At 34.1% G+C, this 25,092-nt stretch carries 30 protein-coding genes; 27 read left to right on the top strand and 3 right to left on the bottom strand.

Annotated features, from left to right (window positions below; genetic code table 11):
* Positions 1-9: 9 nt before the first annotated feature.
* From rlmN to EB239_RS09945, 7 genes are read left to right on the top strand one after another with little or no spacing between them, the layout of a single operon-like run.
* Positions 10-1,038 carry a 23S rRNA (adenine(2503)-C(2))-methyltransferase RlmN gene (rlmN, locus tag EB239_RS09975; protein WP_003869220.1) on the top strand — a complete coding sequence of 343 codons (1,029 nt, stop codon included), beginning with the start codon at positions 10-12 and terminating at the stop codon, positions 1,036-1,038.
* A 7-nt stretch (positions 1,039-1,045) separates the two neighbouring features.
* The gene (locus EB239_RS09970) at positions 1,046-1,789 is read left to right on the top strand and encodes a Stp1/IreP family PP2C-type Ser/Thr phosphatase (RefSeq protein WP_003869219.1); all 744 of its coding nucleotides are present in this window, start codon (positions 1,046-1,048) and stop codon (positions 1,787-1,789) included.
* Positions 1,786-3,666 carry a Stk1 family PASTA domain-containing Ser/Thr kinase gene (gene pknB / locus EB239_RS09965; protein WP_003869218.1) on the top strand — a complete coding sequence of 627 codons (1,881 nt, stop codon included), beginning with the start codon at positions 1,786-1,788 and terminating at the stop codon, positions 3,664-3,666. Before EB239_RS09970 ends, pknB begins: the two co-directional genes overlap by 4 nt.
* Entirely contained in the window at positions 3,667-4,548 is an 882-nt protein-coding gene (gene rsgA / locus EB239_RS09960) for a ribosome small subunit-dependent GTPase A (protein ID WP_003869217.1), read from the top strand.
* A 3-nt stretch (positions 4,549-4,551) separates the two neighbouring features.
* Positions 4,552-5,202, top strand: a complete 651-nt coding sequence (gene rpe, locus EB239_RS09955; protein ID WP_003869216.1) for a ribulose-phosphate 3-epimerase — start codon at positions 4,552-4,554, stop codon at positions 5,200-5,202.
* Positions 5,199-5,834 carry a thiamine diphosphokinase gene (locus tag EB239_RS09950; protein ID WP_003869215.1) on the top strand — a complete coding sequence of 212 codons (636 nt, stop codon included), beginning with the start codon at positions 5,199-5,201 and terminating at the stop codon, positions 5,832-5,834. Before rpe ends, EB239_RS09950 begins: the two co-directional genes overlap by 4 nt.
* A gap of 59 nt (positions 5,835-5,893) precedes the next feature.
* Positions 5,894-6,076 carry a hypothetical protein gene (locus EB239_RS09945; RefSeq protein WP_003869214.1) on the top strand — a complete coding sequence of 61 codons (183 nt, stop codon included), beginning with the start codon at positions 5,894-5,896 and terminating at the stop codon, positions 6,074-6,076.
* Between the two features lie 41 nt (positions 6,077-6,117).
* On the opposite strand, the gene rpmB is transcribed toward EB239_RS09945, so the two are convergent.
* Positions 6,118-6,306 carry a 50S ribosomal protein L28 gene (gene rpmB, locus EB239_RS09940; protein WP_003868220.1) on the bottom strand — a complete coding sequence of 63 codons (189 nt, stop codon included), beginning with the start codon at positions 6,304-6,306 and terminating at the stop codon, positions 6,118-6,120.
* A gap of 260 nt (positions 6,307-6,566) precedes the next feature.
* Between rpmB and EB239_RS09935 the strand changes: the two genes are divergently transcribed.
* The 9 genes from EB239_RS09935 (at position 6,567) to EB239_RS09895 (ending at position 13,877) form a co-directional block, all read left to right on the top strand.
* Positions 6,567-6,917: an Asp23/Gls24 family envelope stress response protein gene (locus EB239_RS09935; RefSeq protein WP_003868221.1), complete on the top strand. Its 351-nt coding sequence runs from the start codon at positions 6,567-6,569 to the stop codon at positions 6,915-6,917.
* Between the two features lie 10 nt (positions 6,918-6,927).
* Entirely contained in the window at positions 6,928-8,508 is a 1,581-nt protein-coding gene (locus EB239_RS09930) for a DAK2 domain-containing protein (protein ID WP_003869213.1), read from the top strand.
* A gap of 12 nt (positions 8,509-8,520) precedes the next feature.
* Positions 8,521-10,566 (top strand): ATP-dependent DNA helicase RecG, encoded by a 2,046-nt coding sequence (gene recG / locus EB239_RS09925; protein WP_003869212.1) that lies wholly within the window; start codon positions 8,521-8,523, stop codon positions 10,564-10,566.
* A gap of 17 nt (positions 10,567-10,583) precedes the next feature.
* Positions 10,584-11,426, top strand: coding sequence for a DegV family protein (locus EB239_RS09920; protein ID WP_003869211.1), 843 nt, complete (start codon positions 10,584-10,586; stop codon positions 11,424-11,426).
* Between the two features lie 115 nt (positions 11,427-11,541).
* Complete coding sequence (locus EB239_RS09915) at positions 11,542-11,769, top strand: alpha/beta-type small acid-soluble spore protein (RefSeq protein ID WP_003869210.1); 228 nt, start codon at positions 11,542-11,544, stop codon at positions 11,767-11,769.
* 143 nt (positions 11,770-11,912) lie between these two features.
* Entirely contained in the window at positions 11,913-12,140 is a 228-nt protein-coding gene (locus EB239_RS09910; RefSeq protein WP_003869209.1) for an alpha/beta-type small acid-soluble spore protein, read from the top strand.
* A gap of 217 nt (positions 12,141-12,357) precedes the next feature.
* Positions 12,358-12,918, top strand: coding sequence for a 16S rRNA (guanine(966)-N(2))-methyltransferase RsmD (rsmD, locus tag EB239_RS09905; protein ID WP_404815194.1), 561 nt, complete (start codon positions 12,358-12,360; stop codon positions 12,916-12,918).
* Complete coding sequence (gene coaD / locus EB239_RS09900; RefSeq protein ID WP_003869207.1) at positions 12,915-13,394, top strand: pantetheine-phosphate adenylyltransferase; 480 nt, start codon at positions 12,915-12,917, stop codon at positions 13,392-13,394. The genes rsmD and coaD overlap by 4 nt, the downstream gene beginning before the upstream one ends.
* 18 nt (positions 13,395-13,412) lie before the next feature.
* Entirely contained in the window at positions 13,413-13,877 is a 465-nt protein-coding gene (locus EB239_RS09895) for an ATPase (protein WP_003868230.1), read from the top strand.
* Here EB239_RS09895 and ylbJ read toward each other — a convergent pair whose 3' ends face one another.
* Both ylbJ and EB239_RS09885 read right to left on the bottom strand, forming a co-directional pair.
* Positions 13,878-15,059 carry a sporulation integral membrane protein YlbJ gene (ylbJ, locus tag EB239_RS09890; RefSeq protein ID WP_003869206.1) on the bottom strand — a complete coding sequence of 394 codons (1,182 nt, stop codon included), beginning with the start codon at positions 15,057-15,059 and terminating at the stop codon, positions 13,878-13,880.
* Positions 15,060-15,133: 74 nt separating this feature from the next.
* Positions 15,134-16,339 carry a nucleotidyltransferase gene (locus EB239_RS09885; RefSeq protein ID WP_003869205.1) on the bottom strand — a complete coding sequence of 402 codons (1,206 nt, stop codon included), beginning with the start codon at positions 16,337-16,339 and terminating at the stop codon, positions 15,134-15,136.
* Between the two features lie 132 nt (positions 16,340-16,471).
* On the opposite strand from EB239_RS09885, the gene pta reads away from it, so the two are divergent.
* From pta to acpP, 11 genes are all read left to right on the top strand, one after another.
* A complete protein-coding gene (gene pta, locus EB239_RS09880) occupies positions 16,472-17,470 on the top strand; it encodes a phosphate acetyltransferase (RefSeq protein ID WP_003869204.1) in 999 nt (332 codons plus the stop codon).
* Positions 17,471-17,489: 19 nt separating this feature from the next.
* Positions 17,490-18,695 (top strand): acetate kinase, encoded by a 1,206-nt coding sequence (locus EB239_RS09875; RefSeq protein WP_003869203.1) that lies wholly within the window; start codon positions 17,490-17,492, stop codon positions 18,693-18,695.
* Between the two features lie 71 nt (positions 18,696-18,766).
* Entirely contained in the window at positions 18,767-19,252 is a 486-nt protein-coding gene (locus EB239_RS09870; protein ID WP_003869202.1) for a YceD family protein, read from the top strand.
* A gap of 17 nt (positions 19,253-19,269) precedes the next feature.
* Positions 19,270-19,452, top strand: a complete 183-nt coding sequence (gene rpmF, locus EB239_RS09865) for a 50S ribosomal protein L32 (RefSeq protein WP_003868236.1) — start codon at positions 19,270-19,272, stop codon at positions 19,450-19,452.
* A gap of 131 nt (positions 19,453-19,583) precedes the next feature.
* Entirely contained in the window at positions 19,584-20,186 is a 603-nt protein-coding gene (fapR, locus tag EB239_RS09860) for a transcription factor FapR (protein WP_003869201.1), read from the top strand.
* On the top strand, positions 20,170-21,168 hold the full coding sequence (plsX, locus tag EB239_RS09855) for a phosphate acyltransferase PlsX (RefSeq protein ID WP_003869200.1): 999 nt from the start codon (positions 20,170-20,172) through the stop codon (positions 21,166-21,168). Before fapR ends, plsX begins: the two co-directional genes overlap by 17 nt.
* Positions 21,161-22,156, top strand: coding sequence for a beta-ketoacyl-ACP synthase III (locus tag EB239_RS09850; protein WP_003869199.1), 996 nt, complete (start codon positions 21,161-21,163; stop codon positions 22,154-22,156). Before plsX ends, EB239_RS09850 begins: the two co-directional genes overlap by 8 nt.
* 12 nt (positions 22,157-22,168) lie before the next feature.
* Positions 22,169-23,110 (top strand): enoyl-[acyl-carrier-protein] reductase FabK, encoded by a 942-nt coding sequence (fabK, locus tag EB239_RS09845; protein WP_019907703.1) that lies wholly within the window; start codon positions 22,169-22,171, stop codon positions 23,108-23,110.
* Between the two features lie 4 nt (positions 23,111-23,114).
* Entirely contained in the window at positions 23,115-24,044 is a 930-nt protein-coding gene (gene fabD / locus EB239_RS09840; protein WP_003869197.1) for an ACP S-malonyltransferase, read from the top strand.
* Positions 24,045-24,046: 2 nt separating this feature from the next.
* Positions 24,047-24,790, top strand: a complete 744-nt coding sequence (gene fabG / locus EB239_RS09835) for a 3-oxoacyl-[acyl-carrier-protein] reductase (protein ID WP_003869196.1) — start codon at positions 24,047-24,049, stop codon at positions 24,788-24,790.
* A 42-nt stretch (positions 24,791-24,832) separates the two neighbouring features.
* On the top strand, positions 24,833-25,060 hold the full coding sequence (gene acpP, locus EB239_RS09830; RefSeq protein ID WP_003866668.1) for an acyl carrier protein: 228 nt from the start codon (positions 24,833-24,835) through the stop codon (positions 25,058-25,060).
* Positions 25,061-25,092 lie beyond the last annotated feature (32 nt).

Here is a 25,092-nt window from a genome sequence, read left to right as displayed (position 1 = left end):
TATTTTAAGTTGTACAATTTAAAGGATATGACCTTGGAAGAAATGGAAGAATTTTTTGTAAATATTGGAGAGAGTAGATATAGAGCTAAGCAGATTTACAAGTGGATTTACGACAAAAAAATTACAGATTTTGACGAAATGACAGATATCTCTAAGAATTTGCGCTCAAAATTAAAAGAAATTGCTTATATTTCACAACTGAAAATTGAAGCGAGAAGGGTTTCTGAAGTAGATGATACGGTGAAATACCTTTTTTTGCTGGAAGACAACAATATTATTGAAGGAGTTGCTATAAAATACAGGTTTGGAAATACTGCCTGTATTTCTACTCAAGTAGGGTGCAATATGAGATGTAGCTTTTGTGCTTCTGCTATTGGAGGTAAAGTTAGAGATTTGAAAGCTTCAGAGATGGTAGACCAAGTTATTGCTATAGACGGCGACTATGGCAAGATTTCTAATATTGTTTTGATGGGAAGTGGGGAACCTTTTGACAATTATGATGAAGTGATGAAATTTATAAAAATAGTGAATAACCCCCACGGTTTAGGAATAGGCAGCAGGCATATAACCATATCTACTTGTGGAATAGTTCCTAAAATTTATCAATTTGCAGATGAAAAACTACAGGTTAATTTATCTATTTCATTACATGCTCCTAATGATGAATTGAGAACTCAACTAATGCCAATAAATAAGGCTTATCCATTAGAGGAATTGATGAAAGCTTGTAAGTATTATGTAGAAAAAACAAGGCGCAGGATAACTTTTGAGTATTCTTTAATTGAAGGAGTAAATGATAAAAAAGAACATGCGTATCAATTGGTTGATTTATTAAAAGGGATGTTGTGCCATGTCAATTTGATACCTATTAATTATGTAAAAGAAATAGGCTTTAAAAAGGCAAACAATGAAAAAGTTATGATGTTTAAAAAAATTATTGAAGATGCAGGGATATCTTGTACGGTGAGAAGGGAATTGGGAAGCGATATTGAAGCTGCCTGTGGACAGCTGAGGAGAAAGTATTTAAAGGAAAGGTAGGGTTTTTATGATTGTAGCTGCCCTAACTGATATTGGCAATGTGAGAGAAAAAAATGAAGATTATTATTATGCCTCAGAGGAAAAAGATTTGCCACTGTTTATTGTAGCAGATGGAATGGGAGGCCATAATGGGGGTGAAGTTGCAAGTAAGTCTGCAGTTGAAGCCATTGTTGATTATTTTAAAAAGAATTATTTTAAACTACATGATAAAGAAATTTTCTCTATAGAAAGTTTTATAGAGAAATCAATTAAATATGCTAATAAAGTTGTTTATTCTCAAGCCTGTTCAGAATGTGAATTAACTGGGATGGGTACTACTCTTACTTTGTTATTTTTTGCAAAAAACCGTTTTTTTGTAGGACATATTGGAGACAGTAGGGCTTATTTAATAAGAGATAACCACATAAAACAAATTACAGAAGACCATTCATTTGTAGAAGAACTTGTAAAAATGGGTAAAATAACTCATGAAGAAGCCCGAGTTCATCCTCAAAAAAATATAATAACCAGGGCTTTGGGAGTTGATGAGGATGTAAAAGTAGATATATTTCATGACACTGTTATGCCAGAAGATATTTTGCTTTTATGCACAGATGGGCTTACTAATTTGGTGACAGACCAACAAATTTTAGATGAATTTACTAAGAATGAAGATATAAATACCTCTTGTGTTAATTTGGTAAATCTTGCAAAGGCTAACGGTGGATATGATAACATAACTCTTATTGCTGTTAAGGAGGTGACATCATGATTGGACGTATATTAGGTAACCGCTATGAAATATTAGAGAAAATTGGCGAAGGCGGAATGGCTAAAGTTTACAAAGCAAAGTGTCATCTCCTTAACAGAATAGTGGCAATCAAGATTTTGAGGCCTGAATTTGCAGCAGATGAGGATTTTGTAAAAAAATTTAGAAGAGAATCTCAGGCAGCAGCAAGTCTTTCTCACCCTAATATAGTGAGTATATACGATGTTGGGCAAGAAGGGGATATTTACTACATTGTGATGGAATATGTAAAGGGACGTACTTTAAAAAAGCTTATAAGTGAAAATGGTGGGCCATTAGAGGTAGGTAGAGCGATAGAAATAGCACGACAAGTTTGCAAGGCATTGGACCATGCCCATAGGAATCGCATTATTCACAGAGATATAAAACCTCAAAATATTCTTGTTACTGATGACGATGTGGTGAAAGTTACTGATTTTGGAATTGCACGAGCTGCTAATGGTTCTACTATAACTTACACTGGAGATGTAGTAGGGACTGCTTATTATTTTTCGCCTGAACAGGCAAGGGGTGGAATAGTAGATGAAAGGACGGATATTTACTCTTTAGGAATCGTCCTTTATGAAATGTTAACGGGAAAAGTGCCTTTTGAGGGCGATAGTCCTATTTCTGTTGCTTTAAAACACATTCAAGAAGATATAATCCCCCCTTCAAAGCTAAATGACAAAGTGCCGAAAGAATTAGATCAAATAGTTTTAAAAGCTACTCAAAAGGATGTAAATTTAAGGTATCAAACTGCAGCAGATTTTCTTAAGGACTTAGACACTTTTTTGCGAAACCCTAAAGAACTAAATTTCAAAGAAGAAGAAGAAATCACAAAAACACGAGTGATTCCTTCTAAAGATGTAGAGGAGTTAAAGAGAGCGGCACAAAGGAAGGAAAAAGAAAAGAAAAGGAGAAATGTCATAAAAAGAATAGCAACTGTTTTATTAATTCTCTTGCTACTGGCTTCTTTAGCTTATGGTACGATGTATGTCCTCAATAACTTTTTCAAAGTAAGCGATGTGGTAGTTCCAAATGTGGTGGGTTCGTCATTAAATCAGGCAAGTAAAATTTTGTCAGACCATAATTTAAAAATGGAGATAAGTGAAGAGCGGTATAGCGATAAACCTGAAAATACTATTTTATCTCAAGACCCTCCACAAGGGAGCGTAGTAAAAGCTGGAAGTACGGTCTACGTGGTGATTAGTAAAGGTAAGCAAGTTGTTGTGGTGCCTAATGTGATAAATAAAGATTATTTAGAGGCTAAAAATATTCTTGAGAATATGGGCCTCAAAGCAAATATTATAGAACAATATAATGACCAGTTTCCTAAAGAGTATGTTTTTGACCAAAATCCAAGACAGGGAGTACAGGTAGAATATAACACAGTGATTGATCTGTATGTTAGCAAAGGTCCACAGCCTGCAATAATGCCTAACGTAGTTAATATGACATTGGAGGAAGCGACAACTGCCTTAGAAAATGCTGGTTTAAAATTAGGTAAAGTCATTTATAAAGAGACAACTGATGTACCAGAAAACATTGTGTTAGAGCAAAGTGTTCCTCCAAATAGTGAGGTTCAAAAGGGAAGTCCGATAGATTTAATTGTTAGCAAGATGCCTCAAGATTCTTTACAACAACAAACTAAAAATGTTATTATTAAATTGCCTGACAAACCGGGTACTATGAAAGTGGATGTGTATGTAATACAAAACGGACAAAAGAATCTAGTATATTCTGCCGAGCACACTTATCAAGACAGTCCACTTACAGTGCCTGTTACGGCATATAAAGGTAAAGCTACGCTTGAGGTGGATATAGATGGACAGGTATATAGTACAGTGGAGGCGAGATTTTAATTGACAAGGATTGAAGGAAGAATTGTACGAGGGATAGCTGGATTTTATTACGTAGCTACAGAGCACGGCATTGTAGAATGCCGTGCTCGTGGAAAGTTTAGAAAAGATAATATTACTCCCTTAGTAGGTGACATTGTAGAAATTCAAATGATAAACGATAGTGAGGGGTATATTCTAAACATTTTACCACGAAAAAATGAACTTACAAGGCCTCCAGTAGCTAATGTAGACCAAGCGATAATAGTATTTGCTATTGTCAGGCCAGAGCTTAATCGAGTTTTGCTAGATAAAATGATTGTTTTAGCAGAGAGCAATGATATTGAACCTGTAATTTGTATCAATAAGGTGGATTTAAAAGAGGATAGAAAGACTTTTGATTTGGTGACTATTTATCAGAAAATAGGATATAAAGCAGTGGCTACTTCTACAGTTACAAAAGAAGGAATTGAGGAATTAAAATCTTATTTAAAGGACAAGGTTTCATTTTTTGCAGGCCCTTCTGGAGTTGGGAAATCCTCTTTGATTAATTCTATTCAGTCAAATATAAAATTAAAGACAGGGGAAGTCAGTGAAAAGCTTTTAAGAGGCAGACACACTACAAGAAGTGTAGAACTTTTATCTCTTGATTTTGGAGGGTATGTTTTAGATACGCCAGGTTTTACTGCTTTGACGTTGGATATTGCTAAGGAAGACTTACGGTATTATTTTAAAGAATTTTTAGAGCTTCAAAAGGGATGCAAGTTTTCTTCTTGTCTTCATGTAAATGAGCCAGATTGTAATGTTATAAAGGCTGTGGAAGAGGGATTAATAGATAAAAACAGATATTTGAGTTATCTTTCTCTGCTAAAAGAATTAAAGGAAAAAGAGAAGAGGAGGTACTAAAAATTGAAAATAGCTCCTTCAATATTATCTGCAAATTTTGCGAATTTATTAGAAGATGTAAAAAAAATAGAAAAAGATGCTGACCTTTTACATATTGATGTAATGGATGGCCATTTTGTTCCAAATATCACCATTGGACCAGTAGTTGTAAAGTCTCTTAGAAAATTTTTTTCTCTTCCTTTTGATGTCCATTTGATGATTGAAAATCCGGATTTGTACATAGAGGAGTTTGCAAATTCAGGAGCGGATATTATAACTGTCCACCAAGAGGCTTGTATACACTTACATAGGACAATACAAAAAATAAAAGGCTACGGCAAAAAAGCTGGGGTTTCTTTAAATCCAGCCACACCTTTAGAAACTTTAAAATATATATTACAGGATGTTGACATGATTTTGATTATGACAGTAAATCCTGGATTTGGAGGACAAAAGTTTATAGATTCAATGCTTAAAAAGATTGAAGAATTAAAGAAAATGAGAGAAGATTTAGGCTTAAACTTTGAAATTGAGGTAGACGGTGGAATTAACCTTTATAATGTAAAGGAAGTGGTTGAGGCAGGAGCTGATATAATTGTAGCTGGTTCTGCAATTTTTGATTCTTCAAATCCTGCCCAAACTATAAAAGAATTTAGAGAGGCAATAGAAAAATGAAAGTTTTAATTATTTCTAATGGAGATATAAAAGATTATAATTTTTATGAAAAGCTATTAAAGGATGTAGATATGGTAATATGTGCAGATGGTGGAGCGAATCATGCTTACCAAATGAAGATAAAACCAGACCTTATAATAGGAGATTTTGATTCAATAAAAGAAGAAATTTTAGAGTTTTATGAGAATGAAGGGGTAAGAATAGAAAAGTTTCCTCCTATGAAGGATGAGACAGATACGCAACTGGCAATGTTAAAAGCTATAGAATTGGGGGCAACAGACGTTACTTTTATAGGGGTGATTGGAGAAAGATTTGACCATTCTTATGCAAGTCTTTCACTTTTACTCTATCTACTAAATCGCAATATTAAGGGTAAAATTGTAAATGAAAAGAATGAAATATATTTGATAAATAAATTTATAGAGGTTGAAGGTAAAAAAGGAGAACTTTTATCTTTACTGCCTTATTCAAAGGAAGTAAAGGGAATATACACTAAAGGCTTGTTTTATGGTCTTTCAGGTCAAAGTATGGATTTAGAGATGCCTTACGGTATAAGCAATGTTTTTACAGAGGATAAAGCCACTATAGAAATAGAAGAAGGACTTTTATTAGTGATAAAGCCAAGAGAATAGTTTCAAAATCCCCTTCCAATGAATAGTATATAGTAACTAAAGAGGGAAGGGGTGTTTTTATGGATAAATTTTTTTATAAGCTGAAGCGATTAAATAGGCAATTGAATTATTCGCTGGGATATATATTGATGGCTTTGGGTGTATTGATATTTGTTATGTATATTCCTGCCTGGTTGTGGATGATTTTTCTAGGAATTTTTCTTGTAATAGCCGGTTATTATGTAAACATATATTTTAAGTGAAAAAATAAAATAAAAAAGCGTGCAAAAATGCACGTCTTTCTTTATAATGCTCTTTGTACTTTTCCTGCTTTTAAGCATTTTGTACATACATGGAGTCTAACAGGAGTACCATCTACTATAGCTCTTACTTTTTTTATGTTAGGTTTCCACTTTCTTATAGATTTTCTGTGGGAGTGGCTATATTGATAGCCTGCTAAAGGCCCTTTTCCACAAATATCGCACTTAAGCATAGTTGCACCTCCTTTGAAAGACAATAATATTTTATCAAAAAATAATTACCTACACAATAGAGAAATTAACACAACGATATTATTTTATCATCATCTTTTGTAAATGTAAATACCTTTACAATAAAGCAGGTGTAAAATTTTAATAGGTGAGTAATATAGCAGACATTTTGCTTAAGCTTCTCCGGTGACATCGCAGGCTAGTTGATGTTATTGAAATATTCAGGTAAAATATAAATTAAGATTGATTTGGAGGGATATTAATGATTCAAATAAAAAACAAATATGGAGTAATAAATATCTCAAATGATGCAATTGCTGCTATAACCAGTAGAGCAGTAGCGGAGTGTTATGGGATAGTAGGCTTGGGGAGGAGAGGAGCAAATGGATTAATAGAAATATTTAAAACAGAAAATTCAGGGAGAGGAGTCAAAGTTTTAGCTACAGAAGATGGTGTAACACTGGAAGTTTATATAGTTGTCCTATACGGTGTAAATATAAAAACTGTTTCAGCGAATGCTATTGAAAAAGTGAAATATGCTGTCGAGAAATTTGTAGGAGTAAAAGTGGAAAATGTAATAATAAATGTTCAGGGAATTAAAGTTGATAATTGAGGAGGAAGTTATGTTGAAGTACTTAGATGGAAAAACTTTAAAGAACATGATGACTGCAAGCTCTAATTATCTTTTTAACAATAAAGTAGAAGTTGATAAACTTAATGTTTTTCCTGTTCCAGATGGTGATACTGGCTCTAATATGGCGTATACAATGCAATACGCTGCCAAAGAGTTAGAAAAATCACAAGATACGATAAAAGACGTTTTAGATGCTATTTCTAAAGGCACCTTGATGGGGGCAAAAGGTAATTCTGGAGTTATTTTGTCCCAGATTTTTAGAGGCTTTTCTAAACGACTTAGAGATACAAAAAAGATAACTCCTTGCGATTTTGCAGAAGGCTTGAAAGCTGGTGTAGAGGTAGCTTATAAAGCAGTTATGAGACCTGTAGAAGGTACTATTCTCACAGTATGTAGGGAAACTGCAGAAGAGGCTGAAAAAATATGTAAACAAGTTGAAAATTTTGAAGAATTCTTCCCGAAGATTATTGAAGCTGCAGAAAAGTCCTTAGAAAACACCCCCAATCTCTTACCAGTTTTAAAAGAGGCTGGAGTAGTTGATTCTGGTGGAATGGGATTTGTGTATGTATTAAAAGGGATGTTTGAAGGGTTTAAAGGAAACAAAATTGAGCCGATAGAAGTTTTAGAAGGGATAGTAACAAATAAGCAAGTTGTGGAGGATTTAAGATTTTTATATTGTACAGAAATATTAGTCAAAACAAAAAAGACTTATGCAGAAGCTATTTTAAAAGAGAAATTTGGCAAATTTGGAGATAGTTTGGTGTTAGTTTCAGATGATGACATTTTAAAAGTCCATGTGCATACCAACAATCCTGGATTAGTATTAGAAGAAGGACTTAAAATAGGTGAACTTATAAAAGTAAAAATTGACAATATGAAAATACAACATGAAAGTTTGGTAAGTGAAGAGCGAAAGCCTGAAAAAAAATATGGGGTTTTGGTTGTAGTTAACGGAGAAGGAATTAAAAATCTTTTTTCAGAACTGGGTTGTGATGTTATTATAAATGGTGGACAAACGATGAATCCCAGTACAAATGACATTTTAGAGGGTATAAAAAAGATAAATGCGGAAAATATTTTAGTTTTTCCTAATAATAAAAATATAATAATGGCTTGCGAACAAGCAAAAGCCTTATCAAATAAGAAAGTAGAAATAATCCCAACAAATAATTTTAATGAAGCTATAACTGCCATTGTAAATATTGATACTGAAAAAAGTTTAGAGGAAAATGTAACTAGAATAAAAGAAATATTAAGTAATATAAAGACAATTGAAGTGACTTATTCAATAAGAGACACGCAAATAAACGGTTTTGAAATCAAAAAAGGAGATGTGTTAGGTTTTATAAATGACAGTCTGGAATCAGTAGGAAAAGATTATAATAAAGTAGCACAAGAATTGATTTATAAAGCTTTAGATGAGGATTCTTCATTAGTTAGCATATATTATGGGGAAGAAGTTACAAAAGAAAAAGCGGAGGAATTGAAAAATTCTCTTTCCGTAGAGGCAGATGTGGAAATTTATTTTGGAGGTCAGCCGCTTTACTATTATGTTATATCAATAGAGTAAAGGTGAAATGAAATGCCTTTAAATCTGGATATTCAGTACGTAAAAGGAGTTGGACCTAAAAGGGCAAAACTTCTTAAAAAATTGGGAATAAACACAGTAGAGGACTTATTATTCTATTTTCCCAAAGATTATGAGAATAGAAGCGATATTTTAAAGATTGAGGACCTAAAAGTTGGGGAAAAACAAACTTTTAGAGGTTATATTGCAGGTAGTCCCCGAGAAATAAAGACTTCAAAAGTTATCATAACTAAAGTGCCTGTAAAAGATGGAACAGGTGCAGTAGAATTAGTTTGGTATAATCAACCCTATATAAAGAATAATTTTAAAATTGGTGAAGAATATATAATAAACGGCAAATTGCAATTTAAATATGGGCAGTTAATAGTAGAAAATCCTGTTTTAGAAAAAAGTGAAGATTTTAAATTAAACACTGGAAGGATAGTTCCTATTTATGGGCTTACAGAAGGGTTGACGCAAAATGCTATCAGGAAGATAATGTTTAATGCGCTTCATGATTATGTACAGGAAGTGGAAGAGTTTTTTGATGAAGAATTTTTATCTGAAAAAGGATTAATGGATATAAAGAACGCACTAATTAATATAAATTTCCCCCAAAATGAGGCATATTTAGAACAAGCAAAATACAGATTTAAATATCAAGAACTTTTTTTGCTGCAAATGGCCTTATTTTTAATGAAAAGGTCTGTTAAAGGGAAAAAGGGGATAAAATTTGAAAGAGTAGAGTTAAAGCCTTTTCTCATGGGATTACCCTTTAAATTGACTTCGGCGCAGATAAAAGTTTTAAAAGAAATAATTGCAGATATGAATTCTCACAAAGTGATGAATCGCTTAGTGCAGGGAGATGTGGGCTCTGGTAAAACAGTTGTTGCAGCTTGCAGCATGTACATTGCTGTCAAGAATGGCTATCAAGTGGCAATGATGGCTCCAACGGAGATATTGGCAAAACAGCATTATCATACATTAAAAGAGCTTTTTAGAAATACTGATATAAAAATTGGGCTTTTATCTGGCAGCATTTCACCTTCTAATAAAAAAGAAGTACTAGAAAAAATTAAAAATGGAGATTATGATATTGTAGTAGGGACACATGCACTAATAGAGGATAATGTTATTTTTAACAATTTAGGACTTTGTATAACTGATGAGCAACACCGATTTGGTGTGAGACAAAGGGCGCTTTTGACACAAAAAGGTGAAAATCCCGATGTTTTGGTTATGACAGCTACACCAATTCCTCGTACATTAGCTCTCATTCTTTATGGAGATTTAGATATATCAATAATTGACCAATTACCTCCTGGAAGAAAAAAAGTTAAAACCTACGTTATTTCTTCTTCTGTGAGAAAAAAAGCCTACGAGTTTGCAATGAAGGAAGTAAAAAAGGGAAGGCAAGTTTATGTAGTTTGTCCACTAATTGAAGAATCGGATAAAATAAATGCGATGTCTGCCGAAATAGTATATAGAGAAATTTATGAAGATGCTTTTAAGGAAGCTAAAGTAGGACTTTTACACGGTAAAATGACTGACAGCGATAAAGAGAAGGTTATGGAAGAGTTTGTAAATGGCAAAATCGATATTTTAGTTTCTACTACAGTAATAGAGGTGGGAGTAAATGTACCTAATGCAACAGTGATGATTGTAGAAAATGCAGAAAGGTTTGGACTTGCACAGCTTCATCAACTTAGAGGTAGAGTTGGCAGGTCAGAATTTCAGTCTTATTGTATTTTGATTAGTTATTCTAATTCTGACATAGCTAAAAAAAGACTGGGAGTTTTAGCTCAAACTTCTGATGGATTTAAAATTGCAGAAAAAGATTTAGAAATAAGAGGACCAGGTGAATTTTTAGGATTAAGACAGCATGGTCTTCCTGAATTTAAAATTGCTAACATTTTTGAAGACATAGATATTTTAAAGACAGTGCAAAAAGATGTAGAAGAGTTACTGGAAAAAGATCCTAAACTTGAAAACCATCCAAAGCTAAAAAGTATTTTACTTAATCAATTTTATCAAAAATTAGAAGGAATAATATTAAATTAGAGAAGGAGAATAGTAGTATGGAAAAGATAGCGATTGTCACAGATAGCTTGTCTGACATACCTGAGGATTTAGTAAAAACTTATGGAATATTTGTAGTTCCTCTGACTATCAATATTGATGGTGTAAGTTATAAAGATGGTGTAGATATAACAAAAGAAGAATTTTATAGGCTTTTAAGAGAAGGGAAAATGCCTACAACTACTCAAGTTTCACCAGTAGAATTCATGGAGGTTTTTAAGGATTTATTAAAGAGCTATGACTACATCATTGCCATCATTTTGACTTCTAAATTTAGCGGCACTTATCAATCTGCTGTGATTGCCAAGGATATGGTAGACCCAAAACGGATTGAAGTTATTGATTCAAGACATTTTACATTAGGAAATGGTATGTTAGTTCTTCAAGCTGCTAAAATGGCAGTTGCAGGGGCTTCTAAGGAGGAAATTGTTGAAAAGGTGTATGATTTAATTCCTAAAATTAGGTATATAATGGCTTTTGATTCTTTAGACTATCTGTACAGAGGAGGACGTCTACCTAAATCACAGGCTTTTATAGGAAATATTTTAAATATAAAGCCTATTTTAATGAATGATGACGGGGAATTAAAAATAGTAGATAAGGTTAGAGGTCAAAAAAAGGTTATTCGCTGGATGATTGATTATATGAAAAATACAGGAGTAGATTTTACAGATAGAGAAGTGGGATTAATTCATACAGATAAAGAAGAATTTTTAAATGAAATAGAAGCCGCTTTAAGAAGTGAGTTAGGAATAACTAAGTTTTTAAGGTCAAGAGCTGGCTGCGGAATAGGTACCCATGCAGGGCCTGATGCGGCAGGAGTGTTTTTTGAGGAAAAATAAATTTTTATTATTTGCCATTTCAATCACTTTTATACATTTTTGAAAACAAATTTATAGTTTATAAAAAAGCAATTTGGTTAAATTAATAATACAAACACAAATGGAGGTGATTGAAATGGCAGCAGGATCAGAAACCAAAAATCCTCTTGTGGTAAAAGAGGCAAAACAGGTTATGAGCCAATGGAAATATGAAATAGCAAGAGAATTAGGAATAACTCCTCCAGCTGATGGCTACTGGGGCAACCTCACATCTCGCGATTGCGGTGCTGTAGGTGGCCACATGGTAAGGAAGATGATACAAATGGCAGAAAGCCAAATGGCTAGCAAAGGAACTTGGAAATAAATCATATTATTAATATAAAAAAAGGATATCCCTTTGGGATATCCTTTTTAATATCAAAAGGTATATATAGCAATTGTTTACAGGTATATAACCTAAATAGCGGGTTAAATTAATAATGGAACATGATTTAGGAGGTGATTAAAATGGCTGTAGGATCAGAAACTAAGAATCCTCTTGTGGTAAGAGAAGCAAAACAGGTTATGAGCCAATGGAAGTATGAGATAGCTAATGAATTAGGAATAACTCCTCCAGCTGATGGCTACTGGGGCAATCTCACATCAAGAGATTGCGGTGCTGTAGGTGGCCATATGGTAAGAAAAATGATACAAATGGCAGAAAGCCAGATGGCCAGCAAAGGAACTTGGAAATAAAATAATTTATAATAAAAAAGGGCAGTCCTTGCGATTGCCCTTTTAAAATTTTAATCCAGGTAGTTGCCTACCTGGACTGGGAGAGGAGAAATTGAAGGAAGAATTTTGGGGAAATTTCTGTTCCCATAAATATTATTTGCCATTTTGAAAAAATTTTATACATATTTTTTGCGATATTTTTAAAAAATATGCTAAAATAATTGTTGAAGTGGGGGTAATGTCTTTGAGAGTGATAGCAGGTAAGTTAAAGGGAAGAAAGGTAAAATCTTTAGAAGGCGATGAAGTGCGGCCAACTGCTGATAGAGTTAAAGAATCGCTGTTTAATATATTGATGAACAAAATAGAAGGAAGTATTTTTTTGGATTTATTTGCGGGTACAGGTAATATAGGCATCGAAGCATTAAGCAGAGGGGCCCAGTTTTGCTATTTTGTAGATAAAAGCTTAAAAAGCATAAAATGCATAAGGGAGAATGTAGCTGAATTAAATTTAATACCTTTTGCTAAAATACTTCACCGAGATGTGTTGAAAGTTATTGAAATATTAGACAAAAATAACACAAAGTTTGATATAATATTTTTAGATCCCCCTTATTATCAAAACCTTGCCGAAAAAACTCTTATAAAGCTTGGAGAGGCTAAAGTTTTAAAGGAAGACGGCATTATCATAGCAGAACACCATAAAAATGATAAAATAAGAGAAAGGTATGGAAATTTAGTAAAGATAAGAGAAAATAAATATGGGGAGACGATATTATCATTTTATAAGGAGGAAATATGAAAACTGCAATTTATCCAGGGAGTTTTGATCCAGTTACCTATGGACACATTGATATTATAAAAAGAGGAGCAAATCTGTTTGATAAGCTTATTGTAGCTGTGCTTTTAAATCCGTCGAAAAAGCCTTTATTTACAGTGGAAGAAAGGGTAGAGCTTTTAAAAGCGGTAACTTATGATATTCCTAATGTAGAGATTGATTATTTTGATGGTTTATTGGTAGATTATGCTAAAAAAGTCAATGCTAATGCTATAATAAAAGGCTTAAGAATGGTATCTGATTTTGAATATGAGTTCCAAATGGCGCTAATCAATAAAAAATTAAACCCTTCTGTTGAAACTATTTTTTTAATGACTAATGCAAAGTATGGATATTTAAGTTCCAGTGTAGTAAAAGAAATTGCACAATTTGGCGGTTGTCTTTCTGAGTTTGTGCCTGATATTGTGGCTCAAAAATTAATAGAAAAATTTTCAAGATAATTAAAGGGGGTTTTATTTTTGTCAAATTTTGATGGTTTAGAAGTTCTTAATCTTTTAGAAGAATTAGAAGACATTATAGAAAACAGTTCTTCTATTCCTCTTTCTAACAAAGTTTTGATAAACAAAGAAGAAGTTTTGGACTTAATAAGACAAATCCGAATAAAATTGCCAGATGAATTTAAAAGGGCGGAATGGATCAAACAAGAAAGGCAAAGAATTCTTTTAGAGGCACAACAGGAAGCAGAAATGATAATAAAAGAAGCCGAACAAAAGATTAAGGAAATGGTGAGTGAAAGTGAGATAGTTAAAAAGGCGGAAAAGACGGCAGCAGAAATAATCTCTACTGCCCAAGCTAATGCAAAGGAAATAAGGTTAGGAAGTAGAGAATATGCTGATGAATTGCTCGCTAAAATTGAGTCACAGGTGTCTGAAATATTAGAAACTATTAAGAGAAATAGAGAAGAATTAAAAGGCAACAAATAGTTAATGTTGTTGTAGATATTGTTTTATAGCTATTGCAAAAAGTAGGATAGTCAAAGTGACAATTATAAAAATTACTAAAGAAAATTGAAATAGGTCCCAGGAATTTTTGTAAGTATATAGGTTGAAAACGTGGGAAATTGCATTTTCTTCTTGAATTCTTATTACAGAGAGTAACCAATAGGAGTATAAAGCGGCAAGAAAAAATTGGATTGTTTTTGCAATGAAATAAGGAAGATATTTTATTTTTGTTTTTGCTATTACTCCTAACACTTGTCCATGTATCGATATTCCGCCCCATGCTATTATAGCGCTTACTAATACTACTTTTTGTTCTAAAGATGCAGAAACTTGGCTTATTAAGTTTGAACCTACTGTTATTTCTAAGAGGCCACTTAAGAAAGCAGGTATTAGACTTTTGTCAAAACCTAATAATATGAATATAGGAGATATGAAGTAAGAAAGAAAATCCAAAATTTTATACAGTTTTAAAAATTCTATTACCACTGAAAAAAGTATAACATAACCTCCTATCATGATAATAGTATTTGTTGATTTAAAGACAGCTTCTGACAGGATAGTACTTAAGCTTTTTTTGTTCTGCTCTCTTGTATAATACATTTTTTTGATGGCAGCATTTAAAAGGTTTTTTGTTGAAGTGGGCTTTTTATAAGAATTTTTCTTGTAGAGACGAAAGAGAAGTCCAGTGGTTATAGCTGCTAAGTAATTAGAAGCCATGATTATGTATCCGGCTTTTGGACTACCGAACATGCCAATTGCTACGGCCCCTAACATAAAAAGGGGGCCTGAATTATTGCAAAAGGACATGAGTCTTTCTGCTTCTTCTGTTGTGCATAAATTTTCTTCCCAAAGTCTTGATATCACTTGAGCCCCCACGGGATAACCGGAAGTGTATCCTATTGCCATTGCAAAAGAGCCACTTCCTGGCACGTTAAATAAAGGTCTCATTATAGGTTCTAAAAAAGTGCCTAAAAAATGCACTACTCCTAATTGTAAAAGAAGCTCTGAACCTATGAAAAAAGGAAGTAGAGAAGGAGTAATAGTAAAAAGCCAAAGGTTTATACCGCCTCTGGCGGCTTCTAATGCTTCTTTAGGGAAAAATATTAAAGATAGTACCATTAAAATTAAAAAAGAAATAAAAATATTTAAAAAAGTGTTTTTCAAGATTTATCCCCACCTTGTTTTGGTATCATTACTATATTATTTAGAAAGTCCTTTAAAAATGAATGGTGGGGAATTTAAAGTTTTATTAAAGGATGTATAAAGTCTAAACCGGCGATAGAGGAGTTTTTATAAGCCAAAGTATAGACATCAGTAGCAAATAAATCTTTTTCAAACATTTTAGTATTAGATAGTTTGATTTTATATTGTGATACTTTTGTGATTATAGGAAGGGGAGATTTTTTCTTTATTTCTCTTAGCATTTCTTTGCCCTTTTCATTAAAACCCAAAACCCTTATATAATTAGGGCCATCAAATTCTTTAAAAATTTGTTTATCTATATTAAGTAATCGATGAATGAGTATATGTCTTATTCTGCTTTCTGTGTATCGCTTTGATTTTATAAGTTTTATAAGTTCTTCAACATTATTAGTTTTATAAGAAGCTTTGTAAATTTTATTTTCTAAGCCTTCAGAGACATCAAATATGTGATTGAGAGGAATGTGATTTCTCAACAGATAAATTAAAATATTAGAAAATTCCTCTAAAGATATGGGACCTTGTTTTTTTTCAAAAGAACTTTGCAAAATTTCTTTTGTAAAGTCCGGTATATATTTTTCTAAACCTTCTAGTCCCTTTTCAAAAATATGCTTTCTTATAGAAGAGGCACTGGCAAATTCTCCTTTTAGTTCTAACGAAGTATACAAAGAGCCTCTTCGCTTTATAGTAAAAGGTGCAATAGAACTACCTATTTTCTTTAAAGATTTAAGGTATTCTATTGCCAATATGTTATTGGATGTTTGTAAAATCTTTTCTATTTCATTATTATTTATAACTTTTTGTAATGCTAATTCCCGTGCTTTTGCAAAGGTTATGCCGCTTTTTAAATATTCTTTTAATGCTTTTCTATAATAAATTGGCTCTTCTAAAAGTATTTCAGCAATTTTTGTGAGTTCGCTTAAATCGCCTTTTTCACTCCCAAAGGAAATACAATCTACTATTTTTAAAGAATCTAATAGTTTCACCGCTCCATAAGCGAAATTTTCAGCTGTAGAGGTAGCGTATACTACTGGTAACTCGATTACCAAATCTATACCGGCTTTTAATGCCATTTGAGTTCGTTTCCATTTGTCTACAATAGCTGGCTCTCCTCTTTGTACAAAATTTCCACTCATTACTGCTATAGTATAATCGCAATTAGTTAATTTTTTTGAAATTTGCAGATGATAAAGGTGGCCATTGTGAAAAGGATTATATTCGACAATAATTCCTAAAATTCCCATATAACTTCTTACCCTTTCAAAAAAATTTTTAAGATATACTTATTATTTTACATAAAATATGATAAAATGTAAAAGGGAGATCGTGTATACAATATTATAGTGATAAAATTAAAAAAGGAAGGGAGATTTTAAATGGCAGTAATGGATAGTATCATACAAAAGGCTAAAGCTAATAAAAAAAGGATTGTGCTTCCTGAGGGAAGTGAAGCGCGGACTTTAAAAGCTGCCGAAAGAGTTATTAAAGAAGGTATCGCTGATGTGGTTTTATTAGGGAAGGAAGAAGAGATAAAAGAAAAAGCAAAAGGATTGGATATCTCGAAAGCAGAAATTATAGACCCTGAAAAGTCGCCTCTTTTACAAAAATATGCTGAAGAATATTATAATTTGAGAAAAAACAAAGGAGTTACAGAAGAACAGGCATATCAAATTATGAAAGACCCTATGTACTATGGGTGCATGATGGTCAAATTAGACGATGTTGATGGTATGGTATCTGGGGCGATTCACGCTACTGCTGATGTTTTCAGACCGGCTTTTCAAATTGTAAAAACTGCTGCAGGTGTCAAAGTAGTATCCAGCGCCTTTATAATGGAAGTACCTAATTGTACTTATGGAAGCGATGGAGTATTTATTTTTGCTGATTGTGCAATAAATCCTAATCCTAATGAAGAGGAATTAGCAGCAATTGCTATTGCTTCTGCTCATACTGCAAAAGTCCTTGCTGGAATTGAGCCTAGAATCGCTATGCTATCATTTTCTACCAAAGGAAGTGCAAACCATGAATTAGTAGATAAGGTGAAAAATGCGACTAAAATCGCAAAAGAATTGGCGCCTGATTTGCTAATTGATGGTGAGCTTCAATTAGATGCAGCGATTGTCAAAGAAGTAGGAGAGTTAAAGGCTCCAGGAAGTCCTGTAGCAGGAAATGCAAATGTGCTTATTTTCCCAGATTTGCAAGCGGGAAACATTGGATATAAGCTAGTGCAAAGACTTGCTAAAGCTAATGCTATCGGACCAATTTCTCAAGGTCTTGCAAAACCTATCAATGACTTGTCAAGAGGTTGTAGTGTAGAAGATATTGTTAATGTTATAGCAATAACTTGTGTACAAGCTCAAGGGGTGCAAAAATAACTTTGAGGAGGCAGCTAGTATGAAGATTTTAGTCATGAACTGTGGAAGTTCGTCATTAAAGTATCAATTGTTAGATATGGATAATGGGAAAGTGCTAGCGAAAGGATTGGCGGAAAGAATAGGTATCAATGATTCTCTTTTAACTCATCAAGTAGAGGGCAAAGATAAAATAAAAATACAAAAAGATATGAAAAATCATAAAGAAGCTATACAAATTGTTTTAGAGGCTTTAGTAGATAAAGAAATCGGAATATTAAAAGATATGAAAGAAATAGATGCAGTAGGACATAGAGTTGTGCACGGGGGAGAGTTTTTTACTGATTCCGTATTGATTGACGATGAGGTAATCAAAAAATTAGAAGCATGTATTGACCTTGCGCCTTTGCACAATCCTGCTAATATTGAGGGGATAAAAGCTTGTCAGCAGATAATGCCAGGAGTGCCGATGGCAGCAGTTTTTGATACGGCTTTTCATCAAACAATGCCAGATTATGCGTATATTTATCCCATTCCTTATGAATACTACGAAAAATACAGAATAAGAAGATATGGATTCCATGGGACTTCTCATAGATATGTATCTTTAAGAGCTGCTGAAATATTAAATAGGCCTATTGAAGAGTTGAGAATCATTACTTGCCATTTAGGAAATGGTTCTAGTATTGCTGCGGTTAAAGGCGGTAAGTCGATAGATACAAGTATGGGATTTACACCATTAGAAGGGCTGGCTATGGGTACAAGGTCCGGAAATGTTGATCCTTCAATTATAACTTTCTTAATGGAAAAAGAAGGATTGACTGCAGAACAGGTTATAGATATACTCAATAAGAAATCAGGTGTATACGGAATTTCAGGAATAAGTAATGACTTTAGAGATATAGAAAATGCAGCTTTTAAAGAAGGGCATAAAAGGGCTATGTTGGCATTAAAAGTTTTCGCTTATAGGGTGAAAAAGACAATAGGTTCTTATGTAGCTGCTATGGGTGGTGTTGATGTAATTGTATTTACTGCTGGAGTTGGAGAGAATGGACCAGAAATGAGAGAGTTTATTTTAGAGGATCTAGAGTTTTTAGGCTTTAAACTGGACAAAGAGAAAAATAATGTGAGAGGAAAAGAGGAAATTATATCTACAGAAGATTCAAAAGTTAAAGTTATGGTTATTCCTACAAATGAAGAATATATGATAGCTAAAGATACTGAAAAATTGGTAAGGGGTTTAAAGTAGATAATCTTGACAACGGGTTGTGGGGTTAGTATAATAGGTGATGTCAATTATTTTAAGGTGTGTGAAGAAAAATGAAAATCGATCTATTAAAAATCAAAGGACAGCTTGGCCGCAGCATAAATATAGACTATGTAGAGGACATAGAGAGCATTGAATTTAAAGGGGAAGAATACAAAATTGTAACTCCTCTACATGTAAAAGGTACTATTACCGTGCAAAAAGAAGGGCTTTTGGCAGAACTTGATATTACAGGTAGTATAAATGCCGTCTGCGACAGATGTTTGGATGAGTTTATTTATAATTTAGACCTTAAATTACGGGAATATGTAGAGGAGTCAGTAGACGAAGAAGTAGATGATAGCTTTTATGAAAATTTTGATTTAACTACTTTTGTAGTTCATTTTGTGATATTGTCGTTGCCAATGAAATTTTTGTGCAAAGAAGATTGCAAAGGCTTGTGTCCTGTTTGCGGTACTAATTTAAACCACCAAACCTGTAGCTGCAAGCGGGAAGATATTGATCCGCGGCTTACCGTCCTTTCTAAACTACTGCAATAGATGTAGGAGGTGTTAAGATGCCAGTTCCAAAGAGGAGGACATCAAAGGCGAGAAGAGATACTAGAAGGAATAATAGTTATAAAATAGCTGCACCGGCTTACGTTTTGTGTCCAAGATGTCATGAGCCTAAACTACCTCATAGAGTATGTCCAAACTGCGGCTATTACAAAGATAGAGAGGTAATAAAAGTAGAAGAGTAAGACTAAAATAAGACTAAAAAAAGTAGTAATAGGAAAAGACCTATTACTACTTTTTTTAGTTGATTTTACAAAAAAAATAATTTATAATTTTGGGTAGGTCATAAAAACAACTAATATCTGGAGCTGGTAATATGGCTGTGCGAATGAGTAAAGTAGAAAGGCAAAGACTTTTAAAAGAAAAAATAAATACTAACCCCTTTTACACTGATGACGAGTTAGCAGAAATGTTTGGAGTAAGTGTACAAACTATAAGACTTGACAGGATGGAATTGGGAATCCCTGAAGTTAGAGAGCGTATAAAAAGTGTTGCAGAAGAAAATTATCAAAAAGTGAGAACTATTACAGGCACTGAAGTAGTTGGAGAATTAATAGACTTAGAATTAGGTAAAAGGGGTATTTCGATTTTTGAGCCTACAGAGGATATGGTTTTTGTCAAGACAAAAATTGTGAAAGGGCAATACATTTATTCTCAGGCTGAGTCTTTAGCTATGTCTGTTATTGATGCCTCTGCTGCTTTAATTGGAGTTGCAAACATAAAGTACAAGTTTCCTGTTAAAGTAGGAGATAGACTTGTCGCGAAAGCCGAAGTGATACGTCAAAGAGGAAACAAATATTTTGTTTGGGTTAAGATAAAAGTTAAGGATAAGGAAGTATTCAGAGGAAAGTTCATTTTAGTGGCCATTGATGAGGATTTTCTAAAAAAAAGGAGTGACACCGTTGAGGTTAGCAATTGATGCTATGGGTGGTGACCATGCTCCAGAGGAGATAATTAAAGGCAGCTTAGAGGCACTAAAGCATTTTCAAGATATAGAAATTGTCCTTATTGGGAAAGAAGAAGTTTTACGCGGCCTCCAAGGAAAGGAGAAAAGGCTTAAGCTTGTTTATGCTTCAGAAGTTATTGAAAATGATGAAGCACCTGTTACGGCTGTTAGAAAGAAAAAAGATTCTTCAATGATAGTAGGTTTAGAACTTCTTAAAAAGGAAGAAGTGGATGCTTTTTTGTCAGCTGGCAATACAGGAGCTCTCATGGCAGGAGCATTGCTTACTTTAGGGCGCATTAAGGGAATTGACAGACCAGCTTTGGCTCCAATACTTCCTACTTTAAATGGGGCTACCGTGTTATTAGATGCAGGTTCTAATACTAATTGTGATGCTCAAAATTTGGTGCAATTTGCTGTCATGGGACATGTCTATGCTCAAAAAATGTTTGAGATAGAAAGACCAAGAGTAGGGCTTTTTAATATAGGAGCAGAAGAGGAAAAAGGAAATGAAGTAGTAAAAAAGGCTTTTGAAGAACTTAAAAAATCAAAACTAAATTTTATTGGGAATGTGGAAGGAAGAGATATCCCTTACGGTGTCTGTGAAGTTGTAGTCTGCGATGGATTTGTGGGAAATGCGATACTAAAGTCTATGGAAGGAATTGCTTCTGTGATTTCTCAACTTTTAAAGGAAGAGTTGACCCGAAATATTTTTACTAAACTGGGTGCTCTTTTGATAATGGGTGGATTAAAAAGAATAACTAAAAAAATGGATTACACTGAATACGGAGGAGCCCCTCTTTTAGGAATTAAAAAGCCAGTCATAAAAGCCCATGGCAACTCAAAAGCAAAAGCTATTTTTAATGCGATAAAACAAGCTAAAAATTTTGTAGATAATGATGTCTTAAATCACATAAAAGAAGAAATTGAGTCAATGGGAGATGAGTTAAGTGTGTGAAAAGATTGCTGCAGGAATTTTAGGTACAGGAAGTTATGTTCCCGAAAAAGTTCTTACTAATTTTGATTTAGAAAAAATGGTGGATACTTCTGATGAATGGATTACTACAAGGACAGGAATTAAAGAAAGGCGCATTGCAGATCCTTCACAAGCTACTTCTGACTTGGCTACTGAAGCCGCAAAGAAGGCTTTGGAAGATGCTAAAGTTGACCCTTCAGAAATTGACATGATCATTGTCGCAACTGTTACACCTGATATGAATTTCCCATCTACTGCTTGCATAGTTCAAGCTAATTTAGGTGCAGCCAACGCTGCTGCTTTTGATATCTCCGTCGGATGTTCAGGCTTTATATATGGACTTGCTATCGCTCAGCAATTTGTAGAGACTGGTATGTATAACAAAATATTGGTTATTGGAGCAGAAACTTTGTCTAAAATAATAAACTGGAAGGATAGAAACACTTGTGTTCTCTTTGGAGATGGAGCAGGGGCAGTAGTTGTGGGAAGAGTTGAAAGCGGATATGGAATATTGAGTTCTTATTTAGGAGCTGATGGCACTGGCGGGAAACACTTGTACATGCCAGCAGGTGGTTCTAGAATGCCGGCCAGCGAAGAGACTGTAAAAAAGAATTTACATACTATTTTTATGGAAGGGCAAGAAGTATTTAAGTTTGCAGTAAAAGTAATGGATAGTGCTACTATTGAGGCTTTAAACAGATGTGGTTTAAAACCAGAAGACATAGATATGCTTATACCTCACCAAGCAAACACAAGAATAATTGAAGCGGCGAGGAAGAGGTTAAAACTTAGCAATGATAAAGTTTATATAAATCTTGATAAATACGGTAATACCTCTGCTGCCTCTGTTGCTATAGCCTTAGATGAAGCCTATAGAAAAGGACTGATAAAAAAAGGCGATGTCATACTAACTGTCGCTTTTGGTGCAGGTTTGACTTGGGCATCAAGTGTTATAAGATGGAGCAAGTAAGGGGTGAAAAATATGTTTAAAACTAAAATAGTAGAAATGCTCAATATAAAATATCCAATATTTCAGGGTGGAATGGCATGGGTCGCAACTGCAGAACTAGCTGCTGCCGTGTCAAATGCAGGAGGTTTAGGAATAATAGGAGCAGGTAATGCACCAGCTAGTTTTGTAAGGGAACAGATACGGAAGGCAAGAGAACTTACTGATAAACCTTTTGGCGTCAATGTAATGCTTTTGTCTCCTTTTGTTGATGAAGTTATGGAGGTTATTTTAGAAGAAAAAGTAGATGTCATAACCACTGGAGCAGGGAATCCAGGTAAGTACATACAAAGACTTAAAGAACGGGGTATTAAAGTTATTCCTGTTGTGCCTTCAGTAGCATTAGCAAAAAGAATGGAGGACATTGGTGTGGATGCTGTTATTGCTGAAGGAACAGAATCGGGAGGTCATATTGGAGAACTAACGACTTTGGCATTAGTACCTCAAGTAGTAGATGCTGTTAAAATTCCAGTCATCGCTGCAGGAGGAATTGCTGATGGACGTGGTTTTGCAGCTGCATTTTGCTTAGGAGCTTCAGGTATTCAAATGGGAACTCGGTTTGTATGCTCTACTGAATGTACTGCTCATCCTCGTTACAAAGAATATATTTTAAAGGCAAAAGACAGAGATGCCGTTGTTACAGGAAGAAGCACAGGTCATCCAGTCAGGTCATTAAAAAACAAACTGACAAGAGAATTTGAAAAGTTAGAGCAAATGGGTGCTCCTAAGGAACAATTAGAAAAATTAGGGGAAGGAAAATTAAGAGCAGCGGTAGTAGACGGTGATGTAGAATATGGTTCTGTGATGGCAGGTCAAATTGCAGGACTTATAAATGATATTAAACCTGTAAAAGAGATAATAGAGGACATAATGAAACAAGCGGAGGAAGTAATTGACAATTTGAATAAAATGAGGTGAAAAAATGAAAGTAGCTTTTATTTACCCCGGGCAAGGTGCCCAATATGCTGGAATGGGCAAAGAAATATACCAAAAATACCAAGAGGCAAGAGAAATTTTTGAAAGAGCAGATGAAGCTTTAGGGTTTAGCATATCTGAACTTTGTTTTGAGGGACCAGAAGAAGAACTTATGAAAACAGAAAATACCCAGCCGGCCATTTTAACGGTTTCTGTTGCTTTAACAAAGGTTTTGCAAAAGAGAGGAATAAATGCTGAGGTTACTGCAGGATTGAGCTTAGGAGAGTATTCCTCTTTAGTATTGGCTGAAGCTTTAGATTTTGAAGATGCGGTTCGTTTAGTGAAAAACAGAGGAAAGTATATGCAGGAAGTAGTACCCCAAGGAGTGGGTACTATGGCAGCAATACTGGGACTTGAAAATGAAGTAGTAGAAGAGATTTGCCGTACTGTATCACAAGTTGGAAAAGTAGAACCTGCTAATTACAACTGTCCTGGACAATTAGTCATATCTGGAGAAGTAAAAGCTGTGGAAAAAGCTGTCGAGCTAGCCAAAGAAAAAGGTGCAAAAAGAGCAGTAGTATTAGCAGTCAGCGCACCTTTCCACTGCAGCATGTTAAAAAAAGCAGGAGAACTCCTAGAGAGGGACTTAGAAAAAATAGAAATAAAAGATTTAAAAATTCCAGTAGTATCAAATGTAACAGCTGATTATGCGTCTAAAGACCAAGTGAAGGACCTGCTCATAAAACAGGTGAGTCATCCTGTGCTATGGGAACAATCTGTAAAAAGAATGATTGAAGATGGTGTAGATACTTTTGTTGAGATAGGACCAGGAAAGACTCTTACAGGTTTTGTTAAAAAGATTGACAAAACCAAAAATGCTTATAATTTTGAAGATGAGGAGTCCCTTTTAAAGACTCTCTCTGCTTTGGGGGTATAAGTATGGAAACTGAAAGAAAAACTGCTTTTATAACAGGTGGGTCAAGAGGAATAGGACGTGCTATTGCTTTACGCTTGGCAAAGGATGGATTTAATATTGTCGTCAACTATTCGAAAAGTGATAAAAGTGCTGAAGAGGTTGTAAAAGAAGCAAAAGAGTATGGAGTAGAGGCAATGGCTGTCAAATGTGACGTCTCTAAATACGATGAGGTTGAAAAAGCGATAGATAAAATTGTAGAAGAATTTGGTAGTATAGATGTTGTAGTAAATAATGCGGGAATTACAAAGGACAATTTAATTTTGAAGATGGATGAAAGCGAGTGGGACCAAGTAATAGATGTAAATTTAAAAGGTACATTTAATGTAATAAAATTTGCATCAAAGTATATGATAAAAAAGAGAAAAGGGAAAATAATAAATATTACATCAGTTGTGGGAATAATGGGAAATGCAGGTCAAGCTAACTATGCTGCTTCTAAAGCAGGAGTGATAGGACTTACTAAATCTGTTGCAAAAGAGTTAGCAAATCGGGGAATAACAGTAAATGCTGTAGCTCCCGGCTTCATTGAAACGGATATGACAAGTGTGTTAAAAGATGAAATAAAAGAAAATATGTTAAAGAGCATTCCTTTGAAAAGAGCTGGAAAACCGGAGGATGTAGCTGAATTAGTTGCTTTTTTGGCGAGTCCCGCTTCAGATTACATTACCGGGCAAGTAATAAATGTTGACGGAGGAATGGTTATGTAATATTATCATAATGTATAATTTTTGAGAGGAGGTGAAGAAGGTATGATTTTTGAAAAAGTAAGGGACATAATAGCCGAACAACTCGGCATTGATCCAGAGGAAATAACGATGGAGTCATCTTTTATAGATGATTTAGGAGCAGACTCTTTGGACATAGTAGAGCTCATAATGGCTCTGGAAGAAGAGTTTGATATTGAAATTCCTGATGAAGATGCTGAAAAGATTAAAACAGTAGGTGATGTAGTAGAATACTTAAGCAATCTTGAATAATTGAGGTCCCGCGTTGCGGGACTTTATGCAAT

The organism is Thermoanaerobacter ethanolicus JW 200 (assembly GCF_003722315.1).
Classification (GTDB): domain Bacteria; phylum Bacillota; class Thermoanaerobacteria; order Thermoanaerobacterales; family Thermoanaerobacteraceae; genus Thermoanaerobacter; species Thermoanaerobacter ethanolicus.
This window is presented reverse-complemented; position numbering and strand designations above follow the sequence as displayed.